The organism is Raineyella sp. W15-4 (genome assembly GCF_033170155.1).
GTDB lineage: Bacteria > Actinomycetota > Actinomycetes > Propionibacteriales > Propionibacteriaceae > Raineyella.
Window position 1 is genome coordinate 3,418,130 of sequence record NZ_CP137079.1, and the last position, 15,777, is coordinate 3,433,906.

Consider the following 15,777-nt stretch of genomic DNA (forward strand, 5'->3'; position numbering starts at 1 on the left):
GTGCACGACACATCGACAATGTTTGGTCAGACCCGAGGGGTCAGGCAGGATACAAGCCGGTAAGTTTGGACTGCAAAGCCGCACCCGACTTGGAGGACATTCATGGGCAATCGGATCCACAACGCCGCGTACCAGAGCAAGGTGATGAGCGCTGAGGACGCCGCTGCACTGGTCAACGACGGAGACATGATCGGGGTCTCCGGCTTCACCGGTTCCGGTTATCCGAAGGCGGTGCCGATCGCTCTGGCCGCACGTGCCAAGGCGCTGCATGCCGCGGGGACGCCGTTCCGGGTCAGCCTGGCCACCGGCGCCTCCACCGCGCCCGAGCTGGACGGTGAGCTCGCGGACGCCAACGCGGTCAACTTCCGGACCCCGTATCAGTCCGATCCGGAGACCCGCAAGAAGATCAACACCGGCGAGATCAACTACTCCGACGTCCACCTGTCGCACATCGCGCCGCAGTTCCGCAACGGGTTCCACGGCACGATGCACCTGGCCGTCATCGAGCTGAGCGCCATCAAGGCCGATGGCTCGCTGGTCCCCTCGTCCTCGATCGGCAACAACCAGGCCTGGCTCGATCTGGCCGACCGGGTGATCCTCGAGGTCAACTCCTGGCAGTCCGAGGACCTCGAGGGCATGCACGACGTGCTGGGCAACCTGCGCAAGGTGCCGCTCGACTTCGCCATCCCGATCTTCCACGCGGGTGACCGGGCAGGCTCCCACTACCTGACCGTCGACCCGGCCAAGGTCATCGCCGTCGTCGAGAACGACAGCCCGGACCGCAACTCGCCGTTCAAGCCGCTGGACGACGTGTCCAAGTCGATCGCCGGGCACCTGCTGGACTTCCTCGACCTCGAGGCGAAGGCCGGCCGGCTGCCCGACCCGATCCCGGCGATGCAGTCCGGTGTCGGCAACGTCGCCAACGCGGTGCTGGCCGGCCTGCTGCACGGCCAGTTCGAGAACCTCACCTCCTACACCGAGGTGATCCAGGACGGCATGGTCGACCTGATCGACGCCGGCAAGCTCGAGGTGGCCTCCGCCACGGCGTTCTCCCTGTCGCCGGAGTACGCGGCGAAGATGAACGACAACGCGAAGTTCTACCGGGAGAAGATCATCCTGCGTAACCAGGAGGTCTCGAACAACCCCGAGGTGATCCGCCGGCTCGGCGTCATCGCCATGAACGGCATGATCGAGGCCGACCTCTACGGCAACGTCAACTCGACCCACATCATGGGCTCGCGGATGCAGAACGGCATCGGCGGCTCCGGCGACTTCGCCCGCAACGCCGCACTGACCATCTTCGTCAGCCCGTCGGTCGCCAAGAACGGCGCGATCTCGGCGATCGTCCCGATGGTGTCGCACGTCGACCACACCGAGCACGACACCGACCTGGTGATCACCGAGTACGGCGTCGCCGACCTGCGCGGCAAGTCGCCGCGCCAGCGCGTCCCCGAGATGATCAAGGTCGCCCACCCGGACTACCGGGCGGCGCTGAAGGACTACTACGACGTCGCGGTCAAGGTCGCCAACAGCCAGCACACCCCGCACGACCTCTCCCAGGCCCTCTCCTGGCACCAGCGGATGCTGTCCACCGGCACCATGAAGGGCTGAGGTCGCCGGCGATCACCCGGTGACGGCCGTACGGCCAGCACGACCGCCTGGGGCGGGATCCGGAGTCCGGGTCCCGCCCCGGTGACGTCCCACGTCCCGGTCGACGGGTCCGCTCGGACCATCGGCTGGCAACGGACTACGCTGTCGGAGGGCAACGGGCCGGGGGGCGACGCCGGATCCCCGACAACACGACGACCGACCCCAGGGCCCGCGCCGGGTGACGCGAGCCGTACGACCCCCGGAGGCACGATGGCCAGGAGCATCTTCCAGATCGAGCTCGCCAAGGCCGTCGATCCGCTCGTCCTGGCGATCGACATCGGCTCCACCGCGAGCCGGGGGTCGCTCTACGACGCCCACGCGCGTCCGGCCGGCCAGCGGGTCAAGGTGGCCCACGCCTTCACCTCCCGCGCCGACGGGACCTCCACCATCGACCCGGACCGGGTGCTGGCCGAGGTGATCGAGATCATCGACGGCCTCGCCACCAAGGACCTCAAGGGCCGCCTCAGGGGCGTCGCCCTCGACACGTTCGCCTCGTCGGTGATCGGCATCGACCGCCAGGGGCTCGCCCTGACCCCCTGTTACACGTACGCCGATGCCCGGTCCGGCCAGCAGGTCGACGAGCTGCGCCGGCTGGTCGACGAGGACGCCATCCACGAACGGACCGGGGTCCGGCTGCACTCCTCCTACCTGCCGGCGCGACTGCGCTGGCTCTCGGCGACCGACCCGCGGACCTTCGACAAGGTCGACCGGTGGGTGACCCTGGGCGAGTACCTGCACCTGCACCTGCTGGGACGTACGGCGGTGGGCACCTCCGCCGCCTCCTGGAGCGGTCTGCTCGACCGCCGCACCGGCGCCTGGGACCCGGAGATGCTCTCGCTGTGCGGGATCGGCACCGGGCAACTGTCGACGGTCCGCGACCCCGACCAGCCGCTGGAGGCAGCGGACAACCGGCTGGACGCCCGCTGGCCGGCACTGAAGGGGGCCCAGTGGTTCGCCACCATCGCCGACGGGCTGGGCGCCAGCGTCGGGGCGGGGGCGACCGACAACCGGACGATCGGGGCCTCGGCGGCGACCTCGGGGGCGTTGCGGGTGATGGTGTCGGGCCCGCTGGAGCAGGTGCCGACCGGGCTGTGGTGCTACCGGGTGGACCGCCGCCGCTCGCTGCTCGGCGGTGCCGTCAACGACGTCGGGCGGGCGCTCAGCTGGGCCGCCAACACCCTGGCCCTGCCGCCGGAGCCGGCGCTCGGCCGGGCACTGCTGGCCGAGCCGTCCGAGGAGACTCCGCTGGTGCTGCCGTTCTTCACCGGTGAGCGGTCGACCGGGTGGGCCTCGCACGCCACCGCGATGATGACCGGCCTGCACGCCGCCACCGATCCGGTGCAGCTCTACCGCGGGGTGGTCGAGGGGATCGGGCTGACTTACCGCCGGATCGCGGTCCAGCTCGTCACCCATGCCCCCGGGGCGGTCCGGGTGCTGGCCCAGGGTCGGGTCACCCAGGACCGCCCCGAACTGCTGCAGATCCTCGCCGACGTGATGGGCCGCCCGGTCGCGCCGGTGACGATCAAGCGGGCGACACTGCACGGTTCGGCGCTGCTGGCGCTGGAGATGCTGGCGCCGGGTCTGGAGCGTACGCCCCCCCGACATGGGCCCGATCGCCGAACCGCACCCGCGGCGGACGGCCTACTACTCGGAGCGGCTGGCGCGGTTCTCCGAACTGTACGACAAGGTGATCGCCGAGCGCTGGTGACGTGCGACGTTCCCGCGGGAACGTACGAGCGCTGGTGAAGTGACCGGAGACACGTCCGGCGTGCCGTCGTCCGGTGCATCGGGGCCGGTCCGGCCTCCCCCGCCCCTCGGCGGGAGAACAATGCGCCTGTGAGCGAGACCGGCGAACTGACCCTGGAGACCCGCGGCGCGACCGCCCTGATCACCATCGACCACCCGCGCAAGCGCAACGCGATGACCACAGCGATGTGGTCCGCCTGGCCGGCGCTGATGGAGCAGGTGGTGGCCGACGACGCCGTCCGGGTGGTCGTCATCACCGGCGCCGCCGGGCACTTCTGCGCCGGCGCGGACATCAGCGAGCTCGACACCATCCTCGACAACGACCGCCCGACCACCGCCCACGAGGCCATCGCGCGCTGCCCCAAACCGACGATCGCCGCGGTCAACGGGTCGTGCGTCGGCGGTGGCGTGCTGATGGCCGGCGCCTGCGACATCCGGATCGCCGGGCTGTCGGCCCGCTTCGGGGTGCCGCCGGCCAACCTCGGCCTGGTCTACCCGCCGATCCCGCTGGAGCGGCTGGTGAGGCTGATCGGCCCGGCCGCAACGAAGTACCTGGTCTTCACCGCCGGCCTGATCGGCGGTGAGCGCGCCCGCCACATCGGTCTGGTCGACGAACTGCTGCCCGACGACGTCGTGCTGCACCGCGCCCTGGTGCTGGCCGACGACATCGCCAAGCGGTCCCAGCTGTCGATCCAGGCGACCAAGGACCTGGTGGACCGGATGGTCGACCGTACGCTGACTGCCCAGCGGGTCGCCGCCTGGATGGAGCAGGTGGCGACCAGCCCCGACCTGGCCGAGGGGACGGCGGCCTTCCTGGCCCGCCGGTCCGCGCAGTTCAGCTGGAACGGCGCCGGCCTGCCGGAGTGAGGCCGCGACGGCCGGCCCGCATCGTCACCTGTGAGACCGGCGGCGGACGCCTCACAGGGCGCGCCGTCCGCCGAGGATTCTTCGCGATCGATGCGCTCGACGCCCCACGGAACGCGTCCACCGGGCGCTCCGGGCCGCGGTTTCTGCGGTTTTGCGTTCCACACCTCCCTGTGCGGACCCGACCATTCGAGACTCACACCCATCGGTGCCGCGGAGGGTCCGTGGCACCGCTGAATCGGAGGTCTTCACAGATGAGGATTTCAGTTCCCGCCGAGATCAAGAACAACGAGTACCGGGTCGCCGTCACGCCGTCCGGCGTACACGAGCTGGTGCGCCACGGTCACGAGGTCTTCGTCCAGGCCGGGGCCGGCGTCGGCTCGTCCTTCGCCGACGCGGAGTACGCCGCCCAGGGCGCCACCATCGTCGACGGCGCCGAGGACACCTGGGCCGCGGGCGAGATGGTGATGAAGGTCAAGGAACCGGTCGCCCAGGAGTACGACCGGCTGCGCGACGACATGGTGCTGTTCACCTACCTGCACCTGGCCGCCGACCGGCCGCAGACCGAGGCGCTGCTTGCCGCCGGCACGACGGCGATCGCCTACGAGACGGTGCAGTTGGCCAGCGGGATGCTCCCCCTGCTCTACCCGATGTCCGAGGTGGCGGGCTGCCTCGCCCCGCAGGTCGGCGCCCACGCGCTGATGAAGGCCAACGGCGGCCGGGGCGTCCTGATGGGCGACGTCGGCGGTGTGCAGAACGCCAAGGTGGTCGTGCTGGGCGGCGGCGTCGCCGGCCAGAACGCGGCGAACGTCGCCCTCGGCCTGGGCGCCAACGTCACCGTCCTGGACACCGACCTCGACAAGCTCCGGATGACGTTCTGGCGCTACGGCAACCGGGTCCAGGGCATCACCTCGACCGCCCTCGCCGTCCGCGAGCAGGTGCTGGCCGCCGACCTGGTCATCGGCACCGTGCTCATCCCCGGCGCGAAGGCGCCCAAGCTGGTGACCAACGAGATGGTCTCCCGGATGAAGCCGGGATCGGTGCTCGTCGACGTCGCCATCGACCAGGGCGGCTGCTTCGAGGACTCACACGCCACCACCCATGACGACCCAACGTTCCGGGTGCACGGGTCGACGTTCTACTGCGTGGCGAACATGCCCGGAGCGGTCCCGAACACCTCCACCTGGGCGCTGGCCAACGCGACACTGCCGTACGCGACCAAGCTGGCGGACAAGGGCTGGCGGCAGGCCTGCCTCGACGACCCGGCGCTCGCCAAAGGCCTGAACACCTCGGCCGGGCTGCTCACCTGCCGCCCGGTGGCCGACGCGTTCGCACTCGAGTCCGTCGCGACCCAGTACGTCCTCACTGCCTGAACGGGCACCCGTGGGGGTGGGCGCACGGCGCCCACCCCCACGCTTCCACGGAGACGATCCCTCGGAGACAAAGGAGTCCCGACATGACCTCCCCCACGACCACAGCGCCCGCCCACTCCCCGACCAGTACCAGCACCCCACCTGTCCACGACGAGCCGCAGCTGACCCGCGGCCTGAGGAACCGCCACCTACAACTGATCGCCATCGGCGGTGCCATCGGGACCGGCCTGTTCCTCGGCTCCGGACGTACGATCCACCTCGCCGGACCGTCGATCCTCCTCGTCTATGCCATCATCGGCTTCTTCCTCTTCTTCGTGATGCGGGCGATGGGCGAGCTGCTGCTCTCCAACCTGGCCTACAAGTCGTTCGCCGACTTCGTCACCGACCTGATCGGGCCGTGGGCCGGCTTCTACATGGGCTGGACGTACTGGATGTGCTGGGTGGTGATCGGCATCGCCGACACCACCGCGATCACCGGCTACCTCGGCCTCTGGTTCCCGGACCTGCCCAAGTGGATCCCTGCCGTCTGCGTCGTCCTGCTCCTGACCGGCCTGAACATGGTCGCGGTCAGGGTGTTCGGCGAGCTCGAGTTCTGGTTCGCGATGATCAAGATCGTCACGATCGTCGCGCTGGTGCTGATCGGCGGCTACCTGGCCGTCACGGCGTTCCACCCGCCGCAGGCGGCCGCACCCGCGGCGTCCTTCGCCCACCTGTGGGACCGCGGGGGCTTCTTCCCGACCGGCACCATGGGCTTCCTGGCCGGGTTCCAGATCGCGATCTTCTCGTTCCAGGGCATCGAGATGGCCGGCACCGCCGCCGCCGAGACCGCCGACCCGCAGAAGAACCTGCCCAAGGCGATCAACGCGATCCCCGCCCGCGTGCTGGTCTTCTACGTGCTCGCGCTGGCCGTGATCATGTCGGTGCAGCCCTGGGACCTGATCGACCCGGACACCAGCCCGTTCGTGGAGATGTTCAGCTTCATCGGCATCCTGGTGGCGTTCCACGTGATCAACTTCGTGGTGCTCACCTCTGCGGCGTCCTCGGCCAACTCGGGGGTCTTCTCGACCTCCCGGATCATGTACGGCCTGGCCCGGGAGAAGAACGCGCCGCAGCGCTTCGCCTTCCTCTCGTCGCGGCACATCCCCCGCAACGCACTGGTCCTGACCGCGGTGTGCATCTCCCCGGCCATCGTGCTGGTGATGCTCAGCGCCACCGTCATGGACGCCTTCAGCCTCGTCGCCGGTGTCTCCTCGGTGCTCTACATCTCGGTGTGGGGCCTGATCCTGGTCAGCTATCTGGTCTATCTGAGGAAGTTCCCCGAGCGCCATGCGGAGTCGACCTTCAAGGTGCCGGCCGGCAAGGTGATGTCCTGGGTGTCACTGGTCTTCTTCGCGCTCATCTTCGTGGTGCTGGGGATGGCCAGGGAGTCCCGCATCGCCCTGTTGGCCGCCCCGATCTGGATCGTCTGCCTGGCCGTCGTCTACCGGATGCTGCGCCACACCCGGATGAGCGCCGAACCCATCGACTTCGACGCCGAACGGGTCAGGGCGGCCGAGGAACTGCGCCACTAGCCTTTTCCGCGGGGAGCCGCGCAGCGTAGTGTCTTCCCGTGGCAAAGCAGCCGAATCCCCGCCCCGTCCCATCGGCCGGCAAGGGGCACCGACACAGGCAGCTCGACGCCATCGATCACCAGATCATCCGGCTCCTGATGCGGAACGGCCGGATGAGCAACGCAGCCCTCGCGGCCGCCACGGCGACCGCGGAGTCCACCAGCCACGCACGGATCCAAGCCCTCGTCGACTCGGGGGTGATCAGGGGATTCCACGCGGAGGTGAACGCCGCGGCCATCGGGCGGCCGCTGCTGGCGCTGATCTCGGTCCGGATCCACCCGGGCATGCGCGAGGAGCTCGAGCCGCAGGCCCAGCGCCTGGCGAAGTTGCCCTGTGTCGTGCACCTGTTCTTCACCTCCGGCCAGGCCGATCTGGTCATCTGGGTGGCGGTGCCCGATTCCCACGCCCTGCGCGATTTCGTGCTGACAGACCTCAACGCCCACAAGGAGATCGCCGGCACGGAGACCAGCGTGGTGCTGCAGCACTGGCGCGGGGAGGTCGACACCGTGGCCTGAGCCGCGGGCTCGGGTGGGCGTCGACCCCGCCGAGCGTCAGTGATCCGACCCCGGCACCTCCCCGAAGCGGAAGCTGGAAGAGTCGATCGCACCCATGAAGTCGTGCTCATGGTAGATCCGTACGCCCGGCTCGGCTTCGGCGGCGCCCACCGCCACCATCAGCGGGATCAGGTGGTCCTCGGCCGGGTGGCTCGCCCGGGCGCCGGGGGCCGTGTCCCAGTGCAGCAGGCGCTGCGTACGCTCCTCGACCGGCCCCTCGACCAACGTCGTGTTGAGCCAGCCGCCGAAGGCCGTCGAGGCGGGGCCCGCACTCGGACCGAAGTTGGCGAGGTTGTGGTAGCTGAAGCCGCTGCCGACGATCAGCACACCCTCGTCGCGCAGCGGGGCCAGCGCCCGGCCGGCGGCCAGGTGCGCGGCGGGGTCGTAGCCGCGCTTGAGGGAGAGCTGCAGGATCGGCACGTCGGCCTGCGGGTAGACGACGTAGAGCGGGGCGAACATCCCGTGGTCGTAGCCGCGACGGCCGTCGTAGCGGGTGGTGATGCCGGCGTCCTCGAGCAGCTGGCCGACCCGGGCGGCGACGTCCGGGGCACCGGGCGCCGGGTACTGGATCCGGTAGGTGAACTCGGGGAAGCCGCCATAGTCGTAGATCATCGGCGGGTGCTCGCCGGTCTGGACGGTGAACTCGCGCTCCTCCCAGTGGCCGGAGATGACGAGCACCGCCCGCGGGGTGAGACCGAGTTCGACGGGGATGGCTTGCAGGGATGCCTCGAGCCTCTCCATCCCCGGCATCAGGTCCTTGATCCACGGCCACGGCCCACCGCCGTGCGAGACGAAGTAGGTGGGCAGGCGCGTGCTCATGGTGACTCCTGGGGTCCGTCGGCCGCCCCGGGGCGGTTCCCCGGCCGGTCCGGTCTCCACCCTAGAAGCATATAGTTCAATGGTCAACTAGTTTGACTGAGTGATGGACCGCCGGCGAGTGGACCGCGAGTGGAACGTCGGAACACGCCAGGTGCTCCGACGCGAGATCCAGCAGATCGAGGTAGCCGGTCAGCGTCCACGCCGCCCGCCCGATGAACGCACCCCCCACCGCGGGGACGTCGAGGATGGCGGTCAGGTTCTGCCGGTTGACCGACCCCCCGTACAGGACCGACTCCAGCCGGTCGCCGAACCTCTCCGCGATCGTCGCCACCGTCGCGGCGATGTCCTCGGGCGTCGCCTCCCGGCCGTGGTCACCGATCGCCCAGATCGGCTCGTACGCGACGATCGGCGCCGGCCTCTGGTCCGGGGTGACGCCGGCCAGGGCGGACGACACCTGGGCGGTGACCACCTCGGCGGAGCGGCCGGCGGCGAAGTCCTCCGCAGACTCGCCCACGCAGACCAGCGGTCGCAGGCCCGCCCGCAGGGTCGCCAGCACCTTCCGGTGGACCAGCTCGTCGGTGTCGCCGAACCAGGCCCGGCGCTCCGAGTGCCCGATCTCCACCAGGGTGGCCCCGGCGTCCGCGACCTGGTCGACGGACAGTTCGCCGGTCCAGGCGCCCCGCTGCTCCCAGTGCGCGTTCTGGGCGCCGAGGAGGACGCCGGAGCCCGGCCGCAGCACTGCGCTCACCGCCGCCAGCGCGGTGGCCGGAGGGATGAGGAAGGGCTGGATCCCCGGCCACCCGGCGCCGGCCCGGGCCCGTAGGCCGGTGGCGTACGCCCGGGCGAACGCCAGCGAGCCGTTCATCTTCCAGCTGGTGCCGATCCAGGTGAGCGACCCGTCGGTCATCGCCCGCCCTCCGCCTCGTAGGCCGAGATCGCGTCGACCTTGGGCTTGGACCGGGAGGACGGATCGAAGGTGTAGTCGAGGAACTCCCCGGCCAGACGGCGGGCGAGCTCCGGGCCGATCACCCGGGCGCCGAGGCAGAGCACCTGGGCGGCGTTGGACAGCACCAGCCGCTCGACCGAGAAGCTGTCGTGTGCCGTGGAGGCCCGGATGCCGGGCACCTTGTTGGCGCTGATCGCCATCCCCATCCCCGTCCCGCAGACGAAGATGCCCCGGTCGGCCCGCCCCTCGGCGATGGCCCGGGCTCCGGCCACCCCCTCGTGCGGGTAGTCGATGTCCTCCCCCGGGCCGACGCCCACGTCGATGACCTCGTCGACCCGCTCGTCGGCAGCCAGGTCGGCCTTGATCAGTTCCTTGTAGTCGAAGCCGGCGATGTCGGCCGCGACCACCACCCGGTATCCCATGATGTCCTCCTCGAGATTCGTATCTGTCGTTGTCAGTGGCCGGCGAGCAGCCGGCCGATCCCGGCCATCACCAGGGCGAACGACACCGCCCCCGGGTCCGGGGTGCCGATCGAGTCGTCGCCGTGGGTGCGGGCCCGGCCCAGCCGGGCCGGGATGAGCGCCGTACGGTCGGCGGCCTCGGTGGCCCGGTCCGCGGCCTCGGCCCAGGCCCGGGGCAGGTCCGGGTCGGCGGCGTACGCCTCGACGAGCCGCTCCACGAAGGGAGCGACGGCGTCGACCATGGTCTTGTCCCCGACGGTGGCGCCGCCCAGGTCCTGGATCGCCTGCCCGCCGGCGGCTACGGCTGCGATCAACTCGGCACCGTCGCGGGCCTCCTGGTCGCTGAGACCGGCCGCGACCGTGCCGAGGGCGGCGCCCCACAGTGCGCCGGAAGTGCCGCCGGCCCCTTCCGCCCAGGCGGCGCCGGCCCGGGAGAGGACGGTCCGGGCGCCGGCGGCCTCGCCGAGGGCAGCCCGGCCGGCCCGGGCGGCCGCCGTCGAGCCGAGCACCATCCCCTGCCCGTGGTCGCCGTCCCCGGCGACCGCGTCGATCCGGCCCAGTTCGGCCTCGGCCCGCCGGGCGAGGTCGGCCACCGTGTCCAGCACGGTCGCGATGGCCTCCGCCTGGGCACGGGATTCCGCCGAGCCCTCGATCACCGGTGCCTCCGCGCGGTCCTCGGTGACGATCCGTCGGGTGGTCCCGGCCGGCACCGCGCCGCGGCGGAAGGCCGGGGTGTCGGCGGGGGCGGTCCACAGCTCCTCGAGCTCGGGGTCGAGGAACATCAGGGAGAGCGAGCAGCCGGCCATGTCCAGGCTGGTGACCTGTTCGCCGACCTCCGGCGCGACGATGACGATGCCCCGTTCCGTCAGCAGGTCGGCGACCGAGCCGTAGAGCAGGAAGAGCTCCTCGTGCGTGGTGGCCCCCAGCCCGTTGAGCAGGACGGCAGCCCGCCGTTGGTAGCCGGCGCCGTCCTGCCCGGGGGTCGGTTCCTCGGCCAGCAGGGCGTCCACCAGGGTCCGGGCGATCTCCGTCGCCGGGACCAACGGTGCGGTGGACAGCCCCTGCTCGCCGTGGATGCCCAGGCCGAGGGCGTAGCCGCCGGCCGCCACCCCGAACAGTGGCTCCGGGGCTCCCGGCAGCGTGCAGCCGGTGAAGGCCACGCCCACCGAGCGGGTCCGGGCGTTGGCCCGCTCGGCGACGGCGGCGACCCCATCGAGGTCGAGCCCCGCCGCGGCGGCGGCCCCGGTGGCCTTGACGACCAGGAGATCCCCGGCGATACCGCGCCGCCCCCGCCACTCCTCGACCGGCCGGGAGGCCACGTCGTCGCTGATCGCGATCTCGCGCACGTCGGCGCCCTCGGCCCGGCGATGCACCGCCCCCTGCCCGAAGTGCAGCACGTCGCCGGCGTAGTTGCCGTAGAGCAGGACGGTGCCGCCGCCGTTGTCGGCCGCCCGGATCACCGCCTGCACCTGGGAGGCGGAGGGGGACGCGAACACGTTGCCACAGACGGCTCCGTGCGCCATCCCGGGGCCGACCCAGCCGGCGAACGCGGGGTAGTGCCCCGAGCCGCCGCCGACGACGACCGAGACCTCGCCGGCGGGCGAGCCGGTCGCCCGGACGACGCCGCCGTGGACCGGCTGGACGTACGTCGGATGGGCGGCGACGAAGCCCCTCAGGCTGTCGGCGGCGAAGGTGGTGGGGTCATTGACGAGGTGGGTCATCGGGATCTCCTGGTGGCTGGCTGCGGCCGGTGGTCAGACCGCGGCCGGCTGCGGGGCGTGGACCTCGGGGTGGTGGTTGACAGCCTCGATGCCGAGCATCTTGCAGATCACGATCTCCAGGTCGTCGTCGTTGAAGATCCGCTCCCAGTCGTCCTTGATCAGCGCCTCCCGGCCGTAGTCCATCGCCAGCAGGCAGGCATCGGAGAACGGGTTGGAGCCGCGCAGGGCGTTGGTCAGCGCGATGTAGACGTGGCCGTAGAACATCGCCTTCACGGTGTCCTCGTCCATGTCGGTCTTCTCGACCGTGGTGTCCATCGCGTCCTTGAGGAACTGCCCGATCATGCAGCCGATGGTCTCGTTGAGGGTCGGCTCGAGGACGGCGAGATCGTGGACCGAGGCCCAGTAGACACCGTCGACGGGGCCGTACATCGTGGCGATGATCTCCTCGGCCACCGGCTTGATCGACTCGTCGCCCTGCTGCAGGGCGGCGACGGAGTTCTGCGCGGCGGCGATCCCGCCGAAGGTGTCGGCCCACTCCTCGGCGCTGGTCCGCTCGAGAAACACCGACGGGTGGGTCGGGTGGGCGACGACGTAGTCGAGGTCGGCGCGCAGGTAGAGCAGCCCGGCGTACGCGGCGGCCGGATCCAGGGTGAGCACCATCGACCCGCGCTTCTGCAGCGGCACGGTGGCGGTGGTGACGGCCTGCAGAGCGACGTCCGGCACGGCGTAGATGACGATGTCGGCGCCGGGCACGGCCTCCTCGTTCGGGGTCACCGCCAGGCCGGCGTCCCGCACCCGCTGCTGACCGGCCGGGCTGGTCTCGCAGTAGTACACGGTGTGGTCGGTACGCCGCAGGTTGTTCGACACGCGCTGGCCCATCTTGCCGCCGGCGCCGATCACTGCGATGGTCAGGTTCTCGGTCATGGTTGGATCCGTTCCCTTGCGTAGGTGAGTGTTCGTTCGGTCCATCGCCGTTCCTCGGCGATGGTGGTCTGTGGGTCGCCCTGCCAGACGAGCCAGTGCTCGACGATCTGGTTGATGCCGCGCTCGACGGGGCGTACGGCGGCGAGTTCGTGGGCGTAGTCGAGGAGCCCCTCCCCCATCGGCGCCCCGGCGTAGCTGAACCCGACCCAGCCGGCCTGTCGACTGAAGGCGAAGTCCTTGACGTGCAGGTCGAGGGTGTACGGCGCGCAGCGGTCGATCACGTCGTCGGGATGCTCGAGCGCGGCGACGCAGTTGGCCGGGTCGAGGGCGATGCCGATCCGCGGGTGCTCGGCCCGTTCCACGATGTCGACCAGGGTGGCCGACGGCAGCTGTTCGTACGTCTCCAGGGCCAGGTCCACCTCGAGGGCGTCGAGGTCGCCGCGGAGGTCCCGCAGCGTCGACACCACCCGGTCGGTGCCCGGCTTCCCGGGACCGACCTGGACCATCGACCGCAGCACGTGCGCCCCGAGCCGGTCACACCGGCGCAGGTAGCGGCGGAGGTGGTCCGGGTCCGTGCCGCGGGTGCCGAGCTCCAGCTCGACCCCCAGGTCCTCGGCCGTCGCCCGCAGGTCCCGCAGCCGCGCGTCGCCGTACGTCTCGAGGGCCGGATAGTCACAGATCTGGAAGACGTCGGCGTCCAGGTCGCGGGTGCGGTGCAGCATGCCCGGCAGGTCGATCGGGTCGGGGGCACGGTCCGACCACTCCCAGAAGAGGGCGTAGGTGCCGAGTCCGAGGCTCACGCGAGGACCTTCCCCGCGGGCGCGTCGGTGTCGGTGGTGACGACACTGCCGCGCGAGGCCAGCAGCACCAGCAGGATCCCGGAGAGGATCATGAAGCCACCGACGATGATCATCGGCACGAGGTAGCCGTTGGTCAGGTCGTGCACCCAGCCGGTGATGTAGCCGGCGGAGAAGCCGGCGAGGTTGCCGATGGTGTTGATCAGCGCGACGCCACCCGCCGCGGCGGCACCGGTGAGGAACTTGGTCGGCAGGGTCCAGAAGTTGGGCAGCACGGCGAAGATCGAGCAGGCGGTGACGGAGACGATGGCGATGGTCAGCACCGGGTGGGAGGTGAACAGCGCCAGCGGGATGCTGATGCCGCCGACCACCGCCGGGACGACGATGTGCCAGGTCTGCAGACCGCGGGACTGTACGTCGCGCGACCACAGGTACATGACGACCGCGGCGATGACGTACGGCACGGCCGTGATCAAGCCCTGCAGCGACGGGGTCATCTCGCCCAGCTGCGCCTTGAACCCGGCGACGATGGTCGGCAGGAAGAAGCCGAGGGCGTAGAGGCCGTAGATGAAGCCGAAGTAGACGAAGGAGAGCACCCACACCCGGCCGGAGGCGAACATCTGGCGTACGCCGATCCGCTCGGTCTCCTCCTTGGCCCGCTCCTCCGAGGCGAGCGCACCGGTCAGCCAGTCCTGCTCGGCGGGGGTCAGCCAGGCCGCGTCCCGCGGCTTGTCCTTGAGGTAGAACCAGCACAGCACGCCGACGAGGATGGCCGGGGCGCCGACGAAGAGGTACATCACCCGCCAGCCCTCGAGGCCCCACAGGCCGTGCAGCTGGATCAGGGCACCGGCCAGCGGTGCACCGATCGCGGTGGTCAGCGGCTGGGCGAGGTAGAAGAGCATCAGCACCCGGGGACGGTGCTTGGCCGGCACCCACATGGACAGGAAGAGGATGGCGCCGGGGAAGAAGCCGGCCTCCATGACGCCGAGGAGGAACCGCAGCCAGTAGAGCTGGCCGGCCGTCTGCACCCAGGTGAAGAGCACCGCGACGATGCCCCAGGAGACCATGATCCGGGCCAGCCACTTGCGGGCCCCGAACCGGTGCAGGGCCAGGTTCGAGGGGATCTCCAGGATGATGTAGCCGATGAAGAAGACGCCCGAGGCGAAGCCGAACTGGGCGGCGGTCATCGCCAGATCCGTCCGCATCCCGTTCGGCGCAGCGAAGGAAATGGCGGTCCGGTCGAGGTAGTTGATGAAGAACATCAGTGCCACGAAGGGCACCAGTCGGAACGACACCTTGCGAACAACCGATCGCTCCAGGACATCGGCTTCGCTCCGATGAGCCGCCGTAGCGGCCTGTGCAGAATCCACATTGACTCCTTCAGGGACACCGGGCCGCGACGCTGGGGGCCCGGTCGCCGACAACCCTGTCGACGACACCCATCATGGAACGTCCGAACAGATTGGTCAACCGGTTGACCTGTTGGGTGAGCTGTTTCACACGCGTGCCGGTGATCCGGGCTCACGCACGGCCCGGCGGCGCGATGTCGTCGGCTTCGGCTCGTAGCATGGGCCCATGTCGACGCCGGAGCCCCGTATCGCCCTGGAGACGACCGAACCGGCGATGATCCGCGGCGCGTCCTTCGCCGCCCAGACCGCCCAGGCCCTGCTGACCCGGCTGACCTCGGCGGACTTCGCTGTCGGCGAACGCCTCCCCAGTGAGCGGACCCTTGCCCAGGAGCTCGGGGTGGGACGGTCAGCCGTACGGGAGGCGTTGGCCGCCCTGGAGATCCTCGGCATCGTCGAGATCCGGCCGGGTTCCGGCACCTATCTGCGGGACACCACTTCCGAGTTGCTGCCGCGTACCCTCCAGTGGGGGATCCTGCTCAACGCCGACCGGATCGACGAGTTGCTGTCGGTGCGCCGGGCGCTGGAGATCCATGCCGTACGCCTGGCGACGGACCGGTTCAGCCCCGACCACGAGCGGGCGCTGCGGCAGGCCCTCGAGGCGCAGGAACGCACCCTCGGGGAGGAGGCGTTCGTCGAGGCCGACCTGCGCTTCCACGTCGCCCTGGCCGACGCCGCCGAGAACGCCACCCTGATGGAGCTCCTCGGGACCATCCGGGCGCTGCTGCGGATCTGGATGGAGCACCACATCCAGGACAGGGAGCAGATGCGGACGGCCTTCCTCGAGCACCGGCAGATCCTCGAGGCGATGGCTCGGGGCGACGCCGACACCGCGGTGGCCCGGATGAACCGGCACATGGACACCGCCGACGCCCGGCTCCGGGCGGCGGCACGGGGCTGATCTGC

Annotated in this window: 14 protein-coding genes; 7 read left to right on the forward strand and 7 right to left on the reverse strand. The window is 70.5% G+C overall.

All coding sequences use genetic code 11. The annotated features are described in order from the left end of the window. Positions 1–102 precede the first annotated feature (102 nt). From R0145_RS15825 to R0145_RS15850, 6 genes are all read left to right on the forward strand, one after another. The gene (locus R0145_RS15825) at positions 103–1,611 is read left to right on the forward strand and encodes a succinate CoA transferase (protein WP_317837855.1); all 1,509 of its coding nucleotides are present in this window, start codon (positions 103–105) and stop codon (positions 1,609–1,611) included. Between the two features lie 249 nt (positions 1,612–1,860). Next, positions 1,861–3,396 (forward strand): gluconokinase, encoded by a 1,536-nt coding sequence (locus tag R0145_RS15830; protein WP_317837856.1) that lies wholly within the window; start codon positions 1,861–1,863, stop codon positions 3,394–3,396. A 90-nt stretch (positions 3,397–3,486) separates the two neighbouring features. After that, complete coding sequence (locus R0145_RS15835) at positions 3,487–4,263, forward strand: enoyl-CoA hydratase/isomerase family protein (RefSeq protein WP_317837858.1); 777 nt, start codon at positions 3,487–3,489, stop codon at positions 4,261–4,263. 251 nt (positions 4,264–4,514) lie between these two features. Beyond that, positions 4,515–5,633, forward strand: coding sequence for an alanine dehydrogenase (gene ald, locus R0145_RS15840; RefSeq protein WP_317837859.1), 1,119 nt, complete (start codon positions 4,515–4,517; stop codon positions 5,631–5,633). Between the two features lie 83 nt (positions 5,634–5,716). Then, positions 5,717–7,204 carry an amino acid permease gene (locus tag R0145_RS15845; RefSeq protein WP_317837860.1) on the forward strand — a complete coding sequence of 496 codons (1,488 nt, stop codon included), beginning with the start codon at positions 5,717–5,719 and terminating at the stop codon, positions 7,202–7,204. A 38-nt stretch (positions 7,205–7,242) separates the two neighbouring features. Further along, entirely contained in the window at positions 7,243–7,758 is a 516-nt protein-coding gene (locus R0145_RS15850) for an Lrp/AsnC family transcriptional regulator (RefSeq protein WP_317837861.1), read from the forward strand. A 36-nt stretch (positions 7,759–7,794) separates the two neighbouring features. On the opposite strand, the gene R0145_RS15855 is transcribed toward R0145_RS15850, so the two are convergent. The 7 genes from R0145_RS15855 to R0145_RS15885 form a co-directional block, all read right to left on the reverse strand. After that, entirely contained in the window at positions 7,795–8,616 is an 822-nt protein-coding gene (locus R0145_RS15855) for a class III extradiol ring-cleavage dioxygenase (protein ID WP_317837863.1), read from the reverse strand. Positions 8,617–8,692: 76 nt separating this feature from the next. Further along, positions 8,693–9,523, reverse strand: coding sequence for a triose-phosphate isomerase (locus tag R0145_RS15860; RefSeq protein ID WP_317837864.1), 831 nt, complete (start codon positions 9,521–9,523; stop codon positions 8,693–8,695). Continuing rightward, positions 9,520–9,984: a ribose-5-phosphate isomerase gene (locus tag R0145_RS15865; RefSeq protein ID WP_317837866.1), complete on the reverse strand. Its 465-nt coding sequence runs from the start codon at positions 9,982–9,984 to the stop codon at positions 9,520–9,522. Before R0145_RS15865 ends, R0145_RS15860 begins: the two co-directional genes overlap by 4 nt. Before the next feature lie 32 nt (positions 9,985–10,016). Beyond that, positions 10,017–11,744 carry a dihydroxyacetone kinase family protein gene (locus tag R0145_RS15870; protein ID WP_317837867.1) on the reverse strand — a complete coding sequence of 576 codons (1,728 nt, stop codon included), beginning with the start codon at positions 11,742–11,744 and terminating at the stop codon, positions 10,017–10,019. Between the two features lie 33 nt (positions 11,745–11,777). Then, positions 11,778–12,668 carry a phosphogluconate dehydrogenase C-terminal domain-containing protein gene (locus tag R0145_RS15875; protein WP_317837868.1) on the reverse strand — a complete coding sequence of 297 codons (891 nt, stop codon included), beginning with the start codon at positions 12,666–12,668 and terminating at the stop codon, positions 11,778–11,780. Beyond that, on the reverse strand, positions 12,665–13,468 hold the full coding sequence (locus tag R0145_RS15880) for a sugar phosphate isomerase/epimerase family protein (RefSeq protein WP_317837870.1): 804 nt from the start codon (positions 13,466–13,468) through the stop codon (positions 12,665–12,667). Before R0145_RS15880 ends, R0145_RS15875 begins: the two co-directional genes overlap by 4 nt. Next, complete coding sequence (locus R0145_RS15885; RefSeq protein WP_317837872.1) at positions 13,465–14,745, reverse strand: MFS transporter; 1,281 nt, start codon at positions 14,743–14,745, stop codon at positions 13,465–13,467. Before R0145_RS15885 ends, R0145_RS15880 begins: the two co-directional genes overlap by 4 nt. A gap of 295 nt (positions 14,746–15,040) precedes the next feature. Between R0145_RS15885 and R0145_RS15890 the strand changes: the two genes are divergently transcribed. After that, entirely contained in the window at positions 15,041–15,772 is a 732-nt protein-coding gene (locus R0145_RS15890) for a FadR/GntR family transcriptional regulator (protein WP_317837873.1), read from the forward strand. Positions 15,773–15,777: the final 5 nt, after the last annotated feature.